17 protein-coding genes are annotated in these 16,950 nt (G+C 67.0%); 8 read left to right on the top strand and 9 right to left on the bottom strand.

Translation table 11 applies throughout. The features are described from left to right. Nucleotides 1-98: 98 nt before the first annotated feature. A complete protein-coding gene (ybeY, locus tag ACTPOI_RS04635) occupies nucleotides 99-557 on the bottom strand; it encodes an rRNA maturation RNase YbeY (protein ID WP_440106869.1) in 459 nt (152 codons plus the stop codon). A 77-nt stretch (nucleotides 558-634) separates the two neighbouring features. Next, nucleotides 635-1,591, bottom strand: coding sequence for a PhoH family protein (locus ACTPOI_RS04640; RefSeq protein WP_440106871.1), 957 nt, complete (start codon nucleotides 1,589-1,591; stop codon nucleotides 635-637). Between the two features lie 68 nt (nucleotides 1,592-1,659). On the opposite strand from ACTPOI_RS04640, the gene ruvA reads away from it, so the two are divergent. The 6 genes from ruvA to ACTPOI_RS04670 all read left to right on the top strand — a co-directional run bounded on the left by ruvA (nucleotide 1,660) and on the right by ACTPOI_RS04670 (nucleotide 8,717). Further along, complete coding sequence (ruvA, locus tag ACTPOI_RS04645; protein ID WP_440106873.1) at nucleotides 1,660-2,238, top strand: Holliday junction branch migration protein RuvA; 579 nt, start codon at nucleotides 1,660-1,662, stop codon at nucleotides 2,236-2,238. Nucleotides 2,239-2,334: 96 nt separating this feature from the next. After that, the gene (locus ACTPOI_RS04650) at nucleotides 2,335-4,278 is read left to right on the top strand and encodes a trypsin-like peptidase domain-containing protein (protein WP_440106875.1); all 1,944 of its coding nucleotides are present in this window, start codon (nucleotides 2,335-2,337) and stop codon (nucleotides 4,276-4,278) included. A gap of 21 nt (nucleotides 4,279-4,299) precedes the next feature. Continuing rightward, on the top strand, nucleotides 4,300-5,358 hold the full coding sequence (ruvB, locus tag ACTPOI_RS04655) for a Holliday junction branch migration DNA helicase RuvB (RefSeq protein WP_440106877.1): 1,059 nt from the start codon (nucleotides 4,300-4,302) through the stop codon (nucleotides 5,356-5,358). 63 nt (nucleotides 5,359-5,421) lie between these two features. Then, nucleotides 5,422-6,708 (top strand): efflux RND transporter periplasmic adaptor subunit, encoded by a 1,287-nt coding sequence (locus tag ACTPOI_RS04660; RefSeq protein WP_440106879.1) that lies wholly within the window; start codon nucleotides 5,422-5,424, stop codon nucleotides 6,706-6,708. A 9-nt stretch (nucleotides 6,709-6,717) separates the two neighbouring features. Then, nucleotides 6,718-7,956 carry an ABC transporter permease gene (locus ACTPOI_RS04665; protein ID WP_440106881.1) on the top strand — a complete coding sequence of 413 codons (1,239 nt, stop codon included), beginning with the start codon at nucleotides 6,718-6,720 and terminating at the stop codon, nucleotides 7,954-7,956. Then, a complete protein-coding gene (locus ACTPOI_RS04670) occupies nucleotides 7,956-8,717 on the top strand; it encodes an ABC transporter ATP-binding protein (RefSeq protein ID WP_440106884.1) in 762 nt (253 codons plus the stop codon). The genes ACTPOI_RS04665 and ACTPOI_RS04670 overlap by 1 nt, the downstream gene beginning before the upstream one ends. Before the next feature lie 103 nt (nucleotides 8,718-8,820). On the opposite strand, the gene ACTPOI_RS04675 is transcribed toward ACTPOI_RS04670, so the two are convergent. The 7 genes from ACTPOI_RS04675 to ACTPOI_RS04705 form a co-directional block, all read right to left on the bottom strand. Continuing rightward, entirely contained in the window at nucleotides 8,821-10,641 is a 1,821-nt protein-coding gene (locus ACTPOI_RS04675; protein WP_440106886.1) for a lysoplasmalogenase family protein, read from the bottom strand. A gap of 53 nt (nucleotides 10,642-10,694) precedes the next feature. Next, on the bottom strand, nucleotides 10,695-11,864 hold the full coding sequence (locus ACTPOI_RS04680; RefSeq protein ID WP_440106888.1) for a DSD1 family PLP-dependent enzyme: 1,170 nt from the start codon (nucleotides 11,862-11,864) through the stop codon (nucleotides 10,695-10,697). Continuing rightward, entirely contained in the window at nucleotides 11,848-12,486 is a 639-nt protein-coding gene (locus tag ACTPOI_RS04685; protein WP_440106890.1) for a histidine phosphatase family protein, read from the bottom strand. The genes ACTPOI_RS04680 and ACTPOI_RS04685 overlap by 17 nt, the downstream gene beginning before the upstream one ends. A gap of 125 nt (nucleotides 12,487-12,611) precedes the next feature. Next, on the bottom strand, nucleotides 12,612-13,334 hold the full coding sequence (locus ACTPOI_RS04690) for a DUF4136 domain-containing protein (protein WP_440106892.1): 723 nt from the start codon (nucleotides 13,332-13,334) through the stop codon (nucleotides 12,612-12,614). 67 nt (nucleotides 13,335-13,401) lie between these two features. Further along, complete coding sequence (gene ttcA, locus ACTPOI_RS04695) at nucleotides 13,402-14,370, bottom strand: tRNA 2-thiocytidine(32) synthetase TtcA (protein ID WP_440106894.1); 969 nt, start codon at nucleotides 14,368-14,370, stop codon at nucleotides 13,402-13,404. Nucleotides 14,371-14,374: 4 nt separating this feature from the next. After that, a complete protein-coding gene (locus tag ACTPOI_RS04700; RefSeq protein ID WP_440106896.1) occupies nucleotides 14,375-14,746 on the bottom strand; it encodes a dihydroneopterin aldolase in 372 nt (123 codons plus the stop codon). Nucleotides 14,747-14,783: 37 nt separating this feature from the next. After that, nucleotides 14,784-15,578, bottom strand: coding sequence for an SDR family oxidoreductase (locus ACTPOI_RS04705; protein WP_440106898.1), 795 nt, complete (start codon nucleotides 15,576-15,578; stop codon nucleotides 14,784-14,786). Nucleotides 15,579-15,588: 10 nt separating this feature from the next. Here ACTPOI_RS04705 and ACTPOI_RS04710 point away from each other — a divergent pair, with 10 nt between their 5' ends. After that, nucleotides 15,589-16,707 (top strand): class I SAM-dependent methyltransferase, encoded by a 1,119-nt coding sequence (locus ACTPOI_RS04710; RefSeq protein ID WP_440106900.1) that lies wholly within the window; start codon nucleotides 15,589-15,591, stop codon nucleotides 16,705-16,707. A gap of 41 nt (nucleotides 16,708-16,748) precedes the next feature. Further along, nucleotides 16,749-16,943, top strand: coding sequence for a DUF2905 domain-containing protein (locus ACTPOI_RS04715; protein WP_440106902.1), 195 nt, complete (start codon nucleotides 16,749-16,751; stop codon nucleotides 16,941-16,943). Nucleotides 16,944-16,950: the final 7 nt, after the last annotated feature.

Consider the following 16,950-nt stretch of genomic DNA (forward strand, 5'->3'; position numbering starts at 1 on the left):
AGGTGCAGGTGGAGGGGTGGCCAGTCGTGATTGCGACTGTAAAAGGTGTGACTGCTTTGCAGGGTCGGCCGACTGCGCTGCCAGCGCGCTGCGGCCTCTCAGGTGGCGTACGGGTCTTCGAACCCCAGCTCCTGGAGGATGGCGGTTTCGTATTCCTCCATCTCGTTGGCATCGGCCTCGCTGGTCTCGTGGTCCCAGCCCTGCGCGTGCAGTGTGCCGTGCACCAGCATGTGGGCGTAGTGCTCTTCCAGGGTCTTGTTCTGCTCCTGCGCCTCGCGCTCGATCACGGGGGCGCACAGCACCAGGTCGGCGGTGACCACGGGCTCTTGCGTGTAGTCGAAGGTGAGCACGTTGGTGGCGTAGTCCTTCTGGCGGTACTCGCGGTTGAGCTGGCGGCCTTCTTCCTCGCCCACGATGCGCACGGTGATCTCGGCGTCGGTCGCCAGCGCGTGGCGAATCCAGCGCGTGACCTTGTGGCGTGGCAGCACGGCCCGGTGGGCGGCGGCGCCGTCAAAGGTGCCGAACTGCAGCGACAGGGAGAGTTGGTTCAGGGGCATATTTTGAGTGTTTTCGGCCTCTGGTGCTTGATATGAAAGCGCCTGCAGCTATCAAATCAGGAGTGCGATCGAAGGGCTCAGTCGCGCGTGCGTGCCGCTACCGCGCGGCGTGGCGCGTCGTAGGCGTCCACGATGCGGGCCACCAGCGGGTGGCGCACCACGTCGGCGCTGGTAAAGCGCGTGACCGAAATCCCTTTGACCCGCTTGAGCACGCGCTCGGCGTCCACCAGGCCGCTCATCGCGCCCTTGGGCAGGTCGATCTGGCTCACGTCGCCCGTCACCACCGCGCGCGATCCGAAGCCGATGCGGGTGAGGAACATCTTCATCTGCTCGGGCGTGGTGTTCTGGGCTTCGTCCAGGATCACGAAGGCGTTGTTGAGCGTGCGCCCGCGCATGAAGGCCAGCGGGGCGATCTCGATGGCGTTGCGCTCGAACGCCTTGAGCACCTTGTCGTGGCCCATCAGTTCGTACAGCGCGTCATACAGCGGGCGCAGGTAGGGGTCCACCTTCTGGGCCAGGTCGCCGGGCAGAAAGCCCAGGCGCTCACCGGCCTCGACCGCCGGGCGCGTGAGCACGATGCGCTGCACACTGCTGCGCTCCAGCGCATCCACCGCGCAGGCCACGGCCAGGTACGTCTTGCCGGTGCCGGCCGGGCCGATGCCAAAGGTGATGTCATGGCTGGCGATGTTCTGCAGGTACAGGTTTTGCGTGGGCGTGCGGCCCCGCAGGTCGGCCCGGCGCGTGTTGAGCACGATGGCGTCTGCGGGCGCATCCAGCAGTTCGCTGTCGCCCGCCAGCATCAGCTGCAGGTGGTCTTCGGCAATAGGCCGCTCGGCCATCTCGTACAGCGCCTGCAGCAGCTCCATGGCCTGCGTGGCCTTGGCCTTGGGGCCATCGACCTTGAACTGCTCGTGCCGGTGCGCAATGCTCACCTGCAAGGCCGTCTCGATGGTGCGCAGATGCGCATCGGCCGGGCCACACAGGTGGGTGAGGCGGGTGTTGTTGTGGGGGGTGAAGGTGTGGCGCAGGATCACGCTGATAATTCCAGTCTGGCTAGAAAAAGGGCGCTGCAGCGTGTGCGGTCGCCGGCAAAGGACACCCAATGATAGGCAAGTTGACCGGCACCCTGCTGGAGAAGAATCCCCCCGAGGTGCTGCTGGACTGCCACGGCGTCGGCTACGAGGTCTATGTGCCCATGAGCACGTTTTACAACCTGCCGGCCCTGGGCGAGCGCGTGAGCCTGCTCACCCAGTTCATTGTGCGGGAAGACGCGCAGCTGCTCTACGGCTTTGCCACCGCGCCTGAGCGGCAGGCGTTTCGCGAGCTCATCAAGATATCGGGCGTGGGGCCGCGCACGGCGCTGTCGGTGCTGTCGGGCATGGGCGTGACCGATCTGGCCCAGGCCGTCACGCTGCAGGAGGCGGGCCGCCTGGTGAAGGTGCCCGGCATCGGCAAGAAGACGGCCGAGCGGTTGCTGCTGGAGCTCAAGGGCAAGCTGGGCGCCGACATGGGGGCCACCGGTGGCGGCGCCATGCACAGCGATGCGCAGGCCGACATCCTGCAGGCCCTGCTGGCCCTCGGTTACAACGACAAGGAAGCGGCTGCTGCGCTCAAGGCGCTGCCTGCGGACGTGGGCGTGAGCGACGGGATCAAGCTGGCGCTCAAGGCGCTGGCGCGCTGATAATCGATCGCTCGTGCATGGGATTTGCCGCGCCTCGCCGCGGTCGTCGACGCGATGGGAATGTGCAGCGTTGCAACGTTAAGCAAAGGACTGGAAATGAAGCGAATTTTCTCCGGGCGATGGGCCGCCGGTTTCACGGTGGTGGCTGCCGCGCTGCTGTCTGCATGCGGCGGCGGGTCTGCTGGTGACGCTGCCTCGGCGCCTGTACTCAGCGCGCCCGTCACCTCGATGGCGTCGCGGGTGCAACCCGCTAGCGCAGTCCAGGATGTGGCAAGCATCAAGTCCCGCAGCGCAGAGGCTGCTCCCCGGGCCGTGGTGGTCAACCTGGCTGAGCTGGATATGGCCAAGACTGCCGCTGCAGCCCCTACCGTCGGCCCGCGCCTGGTGGGTGTGGGGCGCGAAGTGGGCGCCACCAAGAGCGCGTCTGCCACCCAGGCCCAGTGGAAGTGGGCCGACACCGCCGCGGGCGGCAAGGTGGCCGCCATCAGTTTCCAGGCCAAGGGCGCGTATGGCGTGCGCCTCGGTGTGCTGGTCGACCAGCTACCGGGTAGTGCGCTGCTGCGCGTGTACACCCAGGCCGCTGCTGCCAAGCCCTACCAGGTGGCCGGGCAGGAGATCCTGCAGATCATCGAGCGCAACCAGGCCGCTGGCGACCGCAGCGACGCCGCGCGCACCTGGTGGACACCCGACACCGGCGAAGGCGAGGCCACGCTGGAGGTCGAGCTGCCACCCGGCGTGCCGGTGAGCGCACTGCGCATTTCGGTGCCGCAGCTGTCGCACATTTTTGAGAACCTGTCATTGCCCACGGAAGCTGACCTGGCGGATGCCGCGCGACTGGGCACAAAAAACATTGGTGACGCCGACCTCTGCAACCTCGACGCTACTTGCTACAACGATGGTGCCAGCGAGCGCAACGCGGTGGCCCGAATGGTCTTTGTGAAAAGTGGCTTGACCTACTCGTGCACGGGCACCTTGCTCAACGACGGCAATACTTCGGGGACCCCGTATTTCCTGAGCGCCAACCATTGCATCTCCGAGCAGACCGTGGCCTCCACGCTTCAGACCAACTGGTTCTTCCGCTCATCGAGCTGCAACAGTGGCGCGCTGCAAAGCTCGTCCACCCGCAAGGTCGGCGGTGCGCGCCTGCTGTATGCCAGTACAGACACCGATATATCCTTCATGCAGCTCAATGACACGCCACCCGCAGGTGCCGTGTTTGCAGGGTGGGATGCCACCAGCGTCGCTGCGGGTTCGTCCATCATCGGCTTGCACCATCCGAGCAGCGATCTGCTCAAGCTCAGCATCGGGGCGGTGGCGGGTCAGTCGAGCTGCTCCAGCATCTCCTCCACCCAGTTCCAGTGTGTGGGCAGCACCGGCAATTTCTACAGGGTGACGTGGAGCCAGGGCACGACCGAGGGCGGCAGCAGCGGCTCGGCCATTTTCCGCGCAGGCAAGGTCATCGGCACGCTGTACGGGGGCGCCGCCATCTGCAGCAATCGCGCATCGCTGGATTACTACGGCAGATTCGATGTGGCCTACAACGCTGCGCTGAAGACCTGGCTGGCTGGCTCGGTCACTTCGCCACAGCCGTCTGCGCGCACTGCCATCTACCGCTTTTTCAACGTACAGACCGGCGCGCACTTCTTCACGGCCAGCGCTGCCGAGCGCGACTTTGTCATCCAGACGTATCCGCAGTTCCAGTACGAAAACATCGCCTTCTACGCCTATGCCCAGCCCACCGCAGGCCAGAGCACCGTGTTCCGCTTTTTCAACACGAGCAACGGCGCCCACTTCTACACCATTAACCAGGCTGAAAGCGACTTCGTCCGGGCCAACTATCCCGTCTTCAACTACGAAGGCCCGATCTGGTATGCCCAGGCATCGGCCGCTGCGGGCACCACGCCCATCTACCGCTTCTACAAGCCAGCCACCGGCACCCATTTCTACACCGTGAGCGCTGCCGAGCGCGATTTCATCATCGCCAACTACCGGGACTTCCAGTACGAAAACATTGCGTACTACGCTTGGACCAGCCAGTAAGGCAGGGCGCGCGCCGACCGTATGACCATCCAGACCGACGACTTCGCCCCCGCTCCTGCCAAACGTGTCATCTCCGCCGCGCCCGCTTCTCCACAGGAAGAAGCGATCGAACGGGCCCTGCGCCCCAAGCTGCTGCAGGAGTACGTGGGCCAGTCCAAGGCGCGCGAGCAGCTGGAGATCTTCATCGGTGCGGCCCGAAAGCGCGGCGAGGCGCTGGACCATGTGCTGCTGTTCGGCCCACCAGGCCTGGGCAAGACCACGCTCAGCCACATCATCGCGGCCGAGCTGGGTGTGAACCTGCGCCAGACCAGTGGCCCGGTGCTTGAAAAGCCCAAGGACCTGGCCGCGCTGCTGACCAACCTGGAAAAGAACGACGTTCTCTTCATCGACGAGATCCACCGCCTCTCGCCCGTGGTCGAGGAAATCCTCTACCCCGCGCTGGAGGACTACCAGATCGACATCATGATCGGCGAGGGCCCGGCGGCGCGCAGCATCAAGCTGGACCTGCAACCCTTCACGCTGGTGGGGGCGACCACCCGCGCGGGCATGCTCACCAACCCGCTGCGCGACCGCTTCGGCATCGTGGCGCGGCTGGAGTTCTACACGGCCGAGGAGCTTGCGCGCATCGTCAAGCGCAGCGCCGGGCTGCTCAACGCGCCCATGGACGATGAGGGCGGTTTCGAGATCGCCCGCCGCTCGCGCGGCACGCCCCGCATTGCCAACCGCCTGCTGCGCCGGGTGCGCGACTATGCCGAGGTCAAGAGCGACGGGCGCATCACCAAAACAATAGCCGACAAGGCCCTGGCCATGCTCGACGTGGATCCGCAGGGCTTTGACGTGATGGACCGCAAGCTGCTCGAAGCCGTGATCCACCGCTTTGACGGGGGCCCGGTGGGGCTGGACAACATTGCCGCCAGCATTGGCGAAGAGGCCGGCACCATCGAGGATGTGATTGAACCCTATCTGATCCAGCAGGGCTTTTTGCAGCGCACGCCGCGCGGGCGCATTGCCACGCTGGCGGCGTTCCGGCACCTGGGGGTGGCACCACCGCAGGCGGCGGGCGGGCTGTTTTCTGAATAGCACCCATCCGGCACCAACGGCACCCATGACATTCCTTGCATTCACCAGTTGGGGGTTGGTGCAATGAATGCCCGCCGTGTAGCCCTTGCGCTGGGCGCTGTCGTATTGGCGGGCGCCGCTGCCATCGGTGCCGTGGCGCTGCGCGGCCCGCAGGTCGATGCGCTGGCAGTGCAGTCTGCTCCGCTCGTACGCACCCTGCAGTTTTCAGCCCGCGTGGCCACCTTGTCGCGGGTGGATGTGGGCAGCACTGTGACTGGCCGGGTGGCGCAGGTGCGAGTGGCCGAAGGCGCGCAGGTGCGCCAGGGTGATGTGCTGATCGAACTTGAAGCCGATGAGCTGCGCGCCGCACTGGCGCAGGCGGCGGCTTCGGAGCGGCAGGCACATGCGCGGCTGGCGGGCCTGCGCAGCAGTGGCCGCAGCGCCGCACAGGCCGCTCGCGCGCAGGCCGATGCCACGCTGCAGGCCGCCAGCGCCAGCCTGGCCCGGGTGCAAAAGCTGGTGGCGGATGGCTTCTACAGCCCGGCGCAGCTCGACGATGCCCGGCGCGCCGTGGACGTGGCGCGAGCCCAGCAGCAAAGCGCGCAGGCGCAGATCGAGGCCAATGCCGATGCCGGCACCGACATGGTTCAGGCGCAGGCGCAGCTGGCACTGGCACAGGCCGCCACGCAGGCGGCGCGGGCACGGCTGGCGCAGGCCGTGCTGCGGGCGCCGGCCGATGCGCGCGTGCTGGTGCGCGAGGTCGAGCCCGGCCAGATCGTGCAACCCGGCAAGGCCCTGCTCAGCCTGGCGCTGGCCGGGCCCACCCAGCTGGTGGCGCCGGTGGATGAGCGCTTTCTGGACCAGCTGCAGCCGGGCCAGAAGGCATCGGTGGTGGCGGATGCGTTTGCCGGCCAGCGCTTTGCAGCGCGCGTGCTGTCCATTGCCCCGGCGGTGGACGCCCAGCGCGGCGCCATCGAAGTGAAATTTGCGCTGGAGCAGCAGGCGCCTGCGTTCCTGCGCGAGGACATGACCCTGTCGGTCGAGGTGGAGACTGCCCGGCGCGACAAGGCACTCGTCTTGCCGCAGGCCGCCCTGCGCAGCACCGGAGGTGCGGACACAGCTACTGTGCTGGTGCTGCAGGACGGCCGTGCCCTGGCGCGCGGTGTGCGGCTGGGCCTGCGTACGCTCGATGCGGTCGAGGTGCTTGACGGCCTCAAAGAAGGCGACACCGTACTGCGCGGCGGCGACCTTGAACCTGGTGACCGGGTACGGCCCCGCACGGTGCAGTGGGCGTCGGGCACGGCTGCGACCGCAGGCCAGCAGCCCGGAGCCGATGCAGGCGCGGCCCTCACCAACGCCATGGGCCGTTGAGCAGGCCTCATGCTGATCTGGCCCGGCTTCGAGTTCCGCGTAGCGCTGCGTTTTCTGCGCGAGGGCCGCATGCAGACGGTGCTCATCATCGTGGGCGTGGCGGCAGGCGTGGCGGTCATTGCCTACATCTCGGCGCTCATCAGCGGCCTGCAGTCCAACACGCTGAACAAGACCCTGGGCGCGCAGGCTCACATCACCCTGCGGGCGCCTGACGACCTCGTCACGCCCGCAGCCTCGCCAGCGCCTGGCGTTGCCGTGCTGACGGAAACACAGCCGCGCGCCCAGCGCCTGCGCTCGGTGGCCAACTGGCAGGCGCTGGTGCCGCTGCTGGAGGCCCTGCCCGAGGTGGCTGGCGTTTCGCCCATGGTGTCGGGTGCAGGCCTTGCGCTGCGCGGCGAGGCCACGCAGGCCATTGCCTTGATGGGTGTGGATCTGGACCGCTACGACCGTGTGGTGGGGCTGCGCTCCAAGGTCATCAGCGGCAGCGCGCGCCTGTCACCCGGCGAGGCGATTGTGGGGCGCGAGCTGGCGGCCGACCTGGGCGTGCGCGTGGGCGACCGCCTCACGGTGCAGACCGGCAGCGCCAGTGGCACGGTCAGTGATTCGGTGCGCGTGACCGCGCTGGTGGACCTGGGCGTGAAGGACCTGAACCGCCGCACCGTGATCGTGCCCCTGCGCGCTGCACAAAGCCTGCTGGCGCTGCCCGGCGGTGCCAGCCAGCTCGACCTGACCCTGCACGACGTGTGGGTGGCACAGGCGCTGGCGCGCGAGTTGCAGGGCCGCTTCCCCTACAAGATTGAAAGCTGGCAGGAGAGCAACGCACAGCTGGTGTCTGCGCTCAATGCGCAGTCCATCAGCACGGCCATCATCCGCGGCGTGGTGCTGGCGGTGGTGGTGCTGGGCATGGCCAGTGTGCTGGTGGTGTCGGTGGTGCAAAAGGGCCGCGAGATCGGCATCCTGCGGGCCATGGGCGCAACCCGTGGCCAGGTGCTGCGGGTGTTTCTGGTGCAGGGCGCCGTGGTGGGCGCGCTGGGCTCGGTGCTGGGGCTCTTGCTGGCCGTGGCGCTGATCTGGGTGTTTACCCACTTCGTGCGTGGCTCGGACGGGCTGCCCTTGTTTTCGATATCGCTGCCGCCCGCCATGGCGCTGCAGGTGGCGCTGATCGCATCGGTCTGCGGCGTGCTGGCCGCGGTGGCGCCCGCGCGGCGCGCCGCCGCGCTGGATCCGGCCCAGGCCATCAGGCTGTGATGACCCACGCCGCTGCCACCCGCCCCGCTACCGGCAACGGCGATGCACTGATCGCGCTGGGCTCTGTACGCAAGAGCTACAACATCGGCCGCCCCAGCGAGGCCGAGGTGCTGCACGGCATTGACCTGCGCGTGGACCGCGGCGAGTTCATCGCGCTGATGGGCCCCTCGGGTTCGGGCAAGAGCACGCTGCTCAACATCCTCGGGCTGCTCGAACGAATGACGTCGGGCAGCTACGCGCTGGGCGGTGAAGAAGTCAAGGGCCTCGATGATGCTGCGCTGACCTTGCGCCGGCGCAGCACGCTGGGGTTTGTCTTCCAGTTCCACCACCTGCTGCCCGCGTTTTCGGCGCTGGAGAACGTCACGCTGCCCGCCCTCATGGCCGAAGGCCGGGTGAGCACCACGCACCTGGAGCATGCCCGCAGCCTGCTCGATGCCGTGGGCCTGGCCCAGGCCATGCACAAGCGCCCAGCAGAGCTGTCGGGCGGCATGCAGCAGCGCGTGGCGATTGCCCGCGCGCTGGTGATGAACCCGCCGCTGGTGCTGGCCGACGAGCCCACGGGCAACTTGGATACCGCCTCGTCGGCCGAGGTGTTTGCCCTGCTGCGCCGCATCCATGCCGAGCGGGGCACGAGCTTTGTCGTGGTCACGCACGACCCCCGTCTGGCCGCGCGCTGCGACCGGCTGGTAGAGCTGGTGGATGGCCGCATCGCGCGGGACGAAGCCATCACCGGGGGCGTGGAGCCTGCCCATGCCGGGTGAGCGCAAGACTGCCGGGATGCTATTGAAGAAATAGCTGACAGGCCAATTGGAATAAGCACTACAGGCTAATTTGGCATTGAAAACGCCGGACGCACCGGGCTTTTCAGGATGGGTGTGCTGCCGCCTCGGGGCTCATGTCCGCGGGCGTGTGCGTGCGGGCCACGCCCTCCACTGCGCGCTGTGCTGCGCTGCTGTGGGCCAGGCCGGCCAGCCACCCGCTGACGATCAACGCCTGCGCCGCGTAGTACGTACCCAGCACCCAGACCTGTGACCCCGGCAGCGGCGTCACAAAACGGTTGGTGGCCAGCAGCGAATCGCTAAGCATGAAGAACCCGGCGCCCAGCGCCACGAGCAACGAAGGTGCATCGCGCAGCACCGTTGCCCGGCCGATCGCCTGCGCCGCCATCAGCGCAATCACCAGCACGTACGCTGCCACGGGCGCGCGCAGCCCCGGAGGCAGCCCGCCCGCCCACAAAAAGGCAAACATCGCAGCGCCCACACCGAGTGTGGCGGCCAGGGCCCCACGGTGCGGAAACCACTGCTGGCCGCCCTTGAACAGCGCCACGTAAAACAGGTGCGCCACCAGAAAGCTCACCAGGCCCGGGATGAAGAAGCCGGGCAGCATCAGGAACACATCGCCCGCCAGCGATCCGGCGAGCGCTGCCAGCATGAAAACACGGCTTTTGGTGCCAAACTGGCCGATAGCGCTTGTTTTATTTGCACTTGCAGCTATTAAAATAATAGCAATCACCATGGTCAGCGGCTTGCATAGCAGGTGCCATTGGGTCAGCCCCAACGCACTGGTGGCGGTGGCCAGCGCCGCGCTTTGCAGCATCAGCGCCATCAGCATGCCGATGCGCCCCTGCATCACGGCGCCCAGCGACCATTGGGCCGTCAGCAGCACTGCAAACCAGATGGCGTTGTGCGCCAGCGGCGCCGCATCGGCCCGCCACAGAAACACCGCCACGCCCGCCAGCAGCACCGCAAACTGCACCAGCGCAAACCACTGCACCGCGCGCGACATGGGTGGCTGGTACCGCTGCATCTGCTCCATGCGGAAGGCTGGTTTGGGAAAGCGCCGTGCCACATCCGCTGGCCGCCAGCCCGGCGGCTTGATCCACACCCGGAGCTTGTCAGGCCAGCTGCGCGCGTGCCAGCTGTCGTGCGCCAGCCCGGCATATACCTGCGCGTTGGCCCAGAGCGGGTCCCAGCTGCCCAGCAGGCCGCGCGTGCCGTACACGCATTTTTCGTGCGGGTCCTCGTCCTTGAAGGTGCCGAAGATCCGGTCCCACACGATGAGAATGCCGCCGTAGTTCTTGTCGATGTACGGATCGTTCACGGCGTGGTGCACGCGGTGGTTGCTGGGGCTGCAGAACCACCGGTCAAACCAGCCCAGCGTGCCAACCTGCTCGGTGTGCACCCAGAACTGGTAGAGCAGGTCGATGAGCGCCACCACCGCAAACACCAGCGGTGGCACGCCCGCCAGCGCCATGGGCACATAGAACACCCAGCCCAGCAATGCGCCCGAGCTGGTCTGGCGCAGGGCGGTGCTGAGGTTGTAGTCCTGGCTCTGGTGGTGCACCGCGTGCGCGGCCCACAGCACGGCCGATTCATGCCCCATGCGGTGCAGCCAGTAGTAGCACAAGTCGTAGAACACCAGCGCCAGCAGCCAGCCGGGCAGGCTGGTCCAGAAGGCGTCGTTCCGCCACAGTGCCACATGCTCGAACAGCGCCGTGTAGATGCCGATGCGCAGCAGCCGCGTGAACACCGCGCTGGTCTGGCTCAGCATGCCCAGGCTGATGCTGCTCATCGCATCGGCCAGCCGGTAGGTGTTGCGCTGGCGCCGATAGCCCACGGTCAGCTCGACTGCGATCAGCAGCAGAAAGACCGGCGTGGCAAGAACAATGATCTGGGATGGGCTCATGGGTCAACACGGGCGCGCCGGGTGGAGCGTACGCAGTGCCATTCTTGCGCCGATCAGGTCAGCGCGCCTCTGGCATCAACCCTGATGATGCGTTCCACCACGCCGTCCAGCAGGCCGCCACGCACGCCGATCATGAAGTCGTAAAGGTTCACGGTGGGGTCGCAGTGGCCCGGGATGAGCCACAGCATCTGCCCCAGCGCGGGCAGCCGGGCTTGCGGACCCTGGGCGTACAGCAGACCGTGCTCGTCACCCGCGTTGGCGTAGCGCAGCGCGTAGTCTGGCGGCAGCAGGGCTACGGTGGGCAGGCCCGAGTCGATGGCGTGGCTCTTGTGGCCGGCGTCGCACACGGCGTGGCCTTCGTGCACCGAGATCACCTGCGTCTTGATGAAGGCCGCGTGCTCGAACTGCGGCTGGGCGGGCTCGCGCTCGTTGCGGGCGTAGTCGGCATCCATGAACAGGAAGGACCCCGCCTGCAGCTCGCTGAACACGCCGCTGGCGGCCTCGTGCACCAGCGTGCCGGTGCCCGAGCCGGTGACCAGCGGCACCGGCAGGCCCGCGGCCTCGATCAGCTGGCGCGTGTGCCGCGCGGCGGCCACCACATCGGCAATAGCCGACCTGCGGCCCACCGTGCTGGCCATGTGCTGGGCGCGGCCGTGGTAAGCCTGCAGGCCTGCAAACCGCAGCCGGCCATGCTGTGCCACGGCCTGTGCCAGTGCCACGGCGGCCTCGCCGGGCGGCACGCCGCAGCGGCCCTGGCCCACGTCAATTTCCACCAGTACGTCAATGCCCGCATCGCTGCCATGCTGCGCCATGGCTTCGGCCAGGCGGGCAATGCCTTCGGCGTGGTCCACCGCAATCGCCAGGCGCCCGCCTTGCGCAGCCAGGCGTGCCGCCAGCCGCGCGGCGCGCTGCAGCTTGGGCATGGCCACCACCTCGTTGGTGATGGCGATGTCGGTCACGCCGCCGTCGGCCAGTGCTTCGGCTTCGGACACCTTCTGCACGCACACGCCCTGCGCACCGGCACGCTGCATCTGCAGCGCCAGCGCAGCGCTCTTGTGCATCTTGGCGTGGGGGCGCCAGCGCACCTGGTGCTTGCGCGCAAAGTCGGCCATGCGCTGGATGTTGCGCTCCATCGCGTCAAGGTCGATCACCAGTGCAGGCGTGTCGATCAGGTCCACGCGCTGGCCGACGGCGGATTTGAGAGAGTCAGGTATGGGTTTCATCGCGCGCTGCGTTGTCCAGGTGCTGGGTGTCGGCCCACCCGACCAGGGTCAGGCCGTCAGGGGTCCACAAAAGACGGTTGATGGCGGTGTTGGCCAGTTGCCAGGTGCGCGGCGCCTGGATGTCCTGACGCGTGGCCAGGCGGTACAGCACATCGAGCACGCCGCCGTGCGCCACCATCACGATCTGCTCGCCCGCGTGCTCGCGTGCCAGCGCCGTGACGGTGCGCTCGATGCGGTCGCGCAGGGTGAGCAGCGACTCGCCGCCGTTGGGCGCGTAGTGCGGATCGCGCTTGCGCCAGCGCAGGGCATCTTCGGGCAGTTCGGTTTCGATCTCTGCAAACGTGCGGCCCTGAAAGTGGCCAAAGCTGCGTTCGCGCAAACCCGTGTGCGTGACCAGCGGCGCGCCGGTGCTATGGGCCACAGCCTGTGCGGTGGCGTGGGCACGTTGCAGGTCGCTGGTGTAGACGGCGGCCACAGGTTCGGACGCCAGCGCCCGGGCAACCTGCCGGGCTTGCCACAGCCCGGTGTCGTTCAGCGGAATATCCAGATGGCCCTGGATGCGCGTGTCCACGTTCCAGGCGGTCTCTCCGTGGCGGATGGCGACGATGCGGGTGGCGTCCATGCGGGCGTGTGGGGTGTCGGTGTGGGGCTGACAAGGCAGCCGGTTGCCCGGCCGCCCATGCGCGACCGCCCGCGAGGCCGCCATGTGGTCTGCGCCCGGCCCGCTGGCCCTGGCGCCGCGCAAGCTTACCGCGTTGCCGGGACTCCGGGGGGCGAAGATGCGCCCGGGGAGGGTACTACCACCCCGGGTGTGGCCGCCGAATTGCCGGTGCGAGTGCCTTGCGCTGGCGGCGCCAAGAGCGGCAGCTTTACCTGCCGTACGCCGGCGGGCGGTGCCGGAAACCCTTGCAGCGCCGCATCAAACAGCACGCCGTACACGCCCGGGTCGCTCACCCACACTTCCTCGTGCACTGCCGAGGTCTCGTACACCACGGCCTGGTCGCGGGCGCTGCGCAGCACCACGCTGACGGCGCGCCGGTACAGCGGCGTGGGTACGCCCATGCCCCACAGGCCGCCCACGCCCCAGCCGCGGCCATGCCAGCCGCCGCCAAATGCCCAGGGCGACGGCCCAAACCCGCCGTAGGGCCCGTAGGGGTAGCCCCACGGGTCTGCCCGGGGCACGGTATCGGCCTGTACGTTGATCTGGGCCAGCAGCTGCGGTGCAGCATCGTCACGCTGCAAGCCAGCGCGCGCCAGGGCCTGATCGGCCAGGGCGGCAATGGTGTCGAACGCCAGGCCCTGCTGCGACGGCAGGCGCTCCAGCCGGTAGGTGGCGGGTGTGGTCACCGCGCCGGGTGTGGCAAAGCTCTGCACGCGCCCGTCCACGATGCGCGGACCGGTGCTGCAGCCTGCAAGCACCACGGCGGCAAGCGCTGCCACCAGAGCGGGGGTGAGGCGGCGAAGGTTCATGGCAGTCAGTCCTCGGTGATGTCCGCAACGGGACGATCATGGTGAGACACGGTCCGCCGCCGCAGGTTCACGACAGCTGCACTACCTGAACACCTGGTAACGAAGGTGACGGGGCCGAGAACTCTTCCTTGTCGAAAGCCTTGTCCCCGTCTTCGCTGGCGATGCCGGTGGCCCGGGCGTTCTTGAAGTCGTACAGGCTGCCATCTAGCAGGTGCGAGGGCACCACGTTCTGCAGCGCGTTGAACATGTTTTCCACGCGGCCCGGGAAGCGCTTTTCCCACTCGCGCAGCATCTCGCCCACTTGCTTGCGCTGCAGGTTCTCCTGGCTGCCGCACAGGTTGCACGGGATGATGGGGAAGTTGCGGTGCGCGGCCCAGCGGGTGGTGTTTTTCTCGGCCACGTAGGCCAGCGGGCGGATCACCACATGCTTGCCGTCGTCGCTGACCAGCTTCGGCGGCATGCTTTTCATCTTGCCGCCGAAGAACATGTTGAGCAACAGCGTTTGCAAAATGTCGTCACGGTGGTGGCCCAGCGCTATTTTTGTGCAGCCCAGCTCATCGGCCACGCGGTAGAGAATGCCCCGGCGCAGGCGGCTGCACAGGCTGCAGGTCGTCTTGCCCTCGGGAATCAGCTTCTTGACGATGCTGTAGGTGTCCTCGTTCTCGATGTGGAACGGCACGCCGGTGCTGGCTAGGTATTCGGGCAGCACATGCTCGGGGAACCCGGGCTGCTTCTGGTCGAGGTTGACCGCCACCAGGTCAAAGTGAATGGGCGCGCGGGCCTTGAGCTTGAGCAGGATGTCCAGCAGCGCATAGCTGTCCTTGCCGCCCGACATGCACACCATCACCTTGTCGGCTTCTTCGATCATGTTGAAGTCGACGATGGCCTTGCCCACCTCGCGGCACAAGCGCTTTTCAAGCTTGTGGGTTTCGCGCTCGATCTTCATGCGGGCAGCTCCGCTGGTGGCTTCGGTGCTTTCCTCCGTCCAGCCCGTGGATTGGGCGGAGGTTGGGGCTTCATTCAGTACTGCGCTCATGGGGTCACCACTGTCCTGTCTCGACGCGAATCGCCACTTCGCAGTCGTCAAAAATTTCCAGCTTGGCAATCTTCACCCGCACCCCCTGCACGCCGGGCAGCTGCATCAGGCGTTTGGCGAGCTTGCCGATCAGGCTCTCGAGCAGGTTCACGTGTTCGGCCGTGCACTCGTCGATGATGATCTGGCGCACCTTGCGGTAGTCCAGCACGTGGCTGATGTCATCGTCGTGCGGCAACAGCGGCTGGAGGCCCTGGTTCAGCTCGGCATCGACCTGGATGGGCTGGGGCGCGGTGCGCTCGTGGTCGAGGATGCCCAGGTTGGCATCAAAGCGCAAACCGGTGAGCGTGAGGATCTGGGTGCCTGCAGCGTCTGTCATGAAAAGGGTCCTGGATGGAGTGGCGGCTTGCGCGCGCTCACATCAACGAAAAATCGCGGTCGAACTTCATCAGGTGCTGGCCGCCGTCGACCAGCAGCGTAGTGCCGGTGATGGAACGATTTTCCAGCGCGAACTTCACCGTGGCTGCCACGTCTTCGGGGGTGGACGAGCGGCCCAGCGGGCTCAGGGAGTGGAGCTGGGCAAACTTGTCGTCGCTGAGCATGTGGCTCGTCAGCGTGAGGCCCGGGGCCACGCCCACCACGCGCACCCGTGGTGCCAGCGCCAGGGCCAGCATGGTCCCGGCGGCTTCCAGCGCGGCTTTGGACAGCGTGTAGCTCAGAAAGTCGGGGTTCTGGTTCCAGAGCTTCTGGTCCAGCAGGTTGACCACGGCGCCCTGGGCATCGGTTTCGCCCTGGGCTGCGCGCTCGGCGATGTGCTGGTGCAGCGCCTGGGCCAGCAGCACGGGCGCCCCGGTATTGCTGCGCAGGTGTTTTTGCAGCGCGTCAAAGCCGAAGGTGTCCACGCTGTCGTGCTCGAACAGCGAGGCGCTGTTGACCACGGCATCCACGCTGCCGAAATGCGCCACCACGCGGGGCAGAAGGGCCCGCACGGCGGCTTCGTCGTCAAAATCAGCCTCGAAATGGGCGCTAGCGCTTGTCAGTAATGCACATTCAGCTACTGTATTGATAGCATCTTGCTCCGACGAGCGGTAGTGCACCGCCACCTGCCAGCCGCCTGCGGCCAGGGCCAGTGCGATGTGGCGGCCCAGGCGCTTTGCAGCGCCGGTCACCAGCACCGTGCGGGGGCGTGTGTGAAGGGGAGGGGTGGACATGTAAGGGACAATGCGGGCCGTGACCCAAAGACCCGAGAGTTTAACGACCGCCCTGCACGCGCACATCTGCGAGGCCATTGCCGCCGCCGGTGGCTGGCTGGGATTTGACCGCTTCATGGAACTGGCCCTGTACACCCCGGGGCTGGGCTACTACGCCAACGATTCCACCAAGTTCGGTGCCATGCCGGACTCTGGCAGCGACTTCGTGACCGCGCCCGAGCTCACACCCCTGTTCGGCCAGACGCTGGCCGTGCAGGTGGGCCAGGCGCTGGCGCAGACCGGCACAGACGAGGTGTGGGAGTTTGGTGCGGGCTCAGGCGCGCTGGCGCTGCAGCTGCTCGACGCACTGGGCGACCAGGTGCAGCGCTACACCATTGTGGATCTGTCGGGCAGCCTGCGGGCGCGCCAGCAGGCAAAGCTGGTGGCGCACGCCCACAAGCTGCGCTGGGTGGATGCGCTGCCCGAAACCTTCAGCGGTGTGGTGGTGGGCAACGAGGTGCTGGACGCCATGCCCGTGCAGCTGCTGGCCCGCCACGGCGGCCAGCAGACCGGGGTATGGCACGAGCGCGGCGTGGTGGTGGCCGATGACGGCAGCTTTGCCTGGGCAGACCGCCCCACGCACCTGCGCCCGCCGATCGCCATCGAAGGCCCGCAGGACTACCTGACCGAAACGCACGCGCAGGGCGAAGGGTTCATCCGCATGCTGGCCGACCGGCTCACACGCGGCGCGGCCTTTTTGCTGGACTATGGCTTTGGCGAGGACGAGTACTACCACCCGCAGCGCCACATGGGCACGGTGATGTGCCACCAGGGCCACATGGCCGATGGCGATCCGCTGGTGAACGTGGGGCTCAAGGACATTACCGCCCACGTCAATTTCACCGCCATGGCGCTGGCGGCGCAGGATGCAGGCATGCAGGTGCTGGGCTACACCACGCAGGCGCACTTCCTCATCAATTGCGGCTTGCTACCAAAAATGGAGCATCTACCCCAGGCAGAGCGTGCCACTGCGGCCAAACTGATCATGGAACATGAAATGGGTGAGCTGTTCAAGGTACTGGCGCTGGGGGCTGGCGAGCCGTGGGAGCCGCTGGGCTTTGCGCACGGCGACCGCTCGCACCGCCTCTGAACTGCTGGCCAGGCCCGACCCGCCCTCTTTACCGATCGCACATGCTCCGCTGGCTCATCGTGATGTTTCTGGCGCTCATGCTGCTGAGCTGGCTGTCACCCTTTTTGCGGCGCCTGGGGTTTGGCCAACTGCCGGGCGATCTGCGTTTTCGGTGGCTGGGGCGAGACTGGGATGTGCCGCTGGCTTCGACCTTGTTGTTGAGCTTCCTGGTCAGCCTGATCATGAAGCTGATCTGAGCGCTGT

This window comes from Acidovorax sp. BL-A-41-H1 (assembly GCF_051942715.1).

Excerpts from the sequence above, each read along its gene's own strand:
- ybeY (WP_440106869.1), bottom strand. The coding sequence starts at position 557 with ATGCCCCTGAACCAACTCTCCCTGTCGCTGCAGTTCGGCACCTTTGAC.
- ruvA (WP_440106873.1), top strand. The coding sequence starts at position 1,660 with ATGATAGGCAAGTTGACCGGCACCCTGCTGGAGAAGAATCCCCCCGAG.
- ACTPOI_RS04650 (WP_440106875.1), top strand. The coding sequence starts at position 2,335 with ATGAAGCGAATTTTCTCCGGGCGATGGGCCGCCGGTTTCACGGTGGTG.
- ruvB (WP_440106877.1), top strand. The coding sequence starts at position 4,300 with ATGACCATCCAGACCGACGACTTCGCCCCCGCTCCTGCCAAACGTGTC.
- ACTPOI_RS04660 (WP_440106879.1), top strand. The coding sequence starts at position 5,422 with ATGAATGCCCGCCGTGTAGCCCTTGCGCTGGGCGCTGTCGTATTGGCG.
- ACTPOI_RS04665 (WP_440106881.1), top strand. The coding sequence starts at position 6,718 with ATGCTGATCTGGCCCGGCTTCGAGTTCCGCGTAGCGCTGCGTTTTCTG.
- ACTPOI_RS04670 (WP_440106884.1), top strand. The coding sequence starts at position 7,956 with ATGACCCACGCCGCTGCCACCCGCCCCGCTACCGGCAACGGCGATGCA.
- ACTPOI_RS04675 (WP_440106886.1), bottom strand. The coding sequence starts at position 10,641 with ATGAGCCCATCCCAGATCATTGTTCTTGCCACGCCGGTCTTTCTGCTG.
- ACTPOI_RS04680 (WP_440106888.1), bottom strand. The coding sequence starts at position 11,864 with ATGAAACCCATACCTGACTCTCTCAAATCCGCCGTCGGCCAGCGCGTG.
- ACTPOI_RS04685 (WP_440106890.1), bottom strand. The coding sequence starts at position 12,486 with ATGGACGCCACCCGCATCGTCGCCATCCGCCACGGAGAGACCGCCTGG.
- ACTPOI_RS04690 (WP_440106892.1), bottom strand. The coding sequence starts at position 13,334 with ATGAACCTTCGCCGCCTCACCCCCGCTCTGGTGGCAGCGCTTGCCGCC.
- ttcA (WP_440106894.1), bottom strand. The coding sequence starts at position 14,370 with ATGAGCGCAGTACTGAATGAAGCCCCAACCTCCGCCCAATCCACGGGC.
- ACTPOI_RS04700 (WP_440106896.1), bottom strand. The coding sequence starts at position 14,746 with ATGACAGACGCTGCAGGCACCCAGATCCTCACGCTCACCGGTTTGCGC.
- ACTPOI_RS04705 (WP_440106898.1), bottom strand. The coding sequence starts at position 15,578 with ATGTCCACCCCTCCCCTTCACACACGCCCCCGCACGGTGCTGGTGACC.
- ACTPOI_RS04710 (WP_440106900.1), top strand. The coding sequence starts at position 15,589 with ATGCGGGCCGTGACCCAAAGACCCGAGAGTTTAACGACCGCCCTGCAC.
- ACTPOI_RS04715 (WP_440106902.1), top strand. The coding sequence starts at position 16,749 with ATGCTCCGCTGGCTCATCGTGATGTTTCTGGCGCTCATGCTGCTGAGC.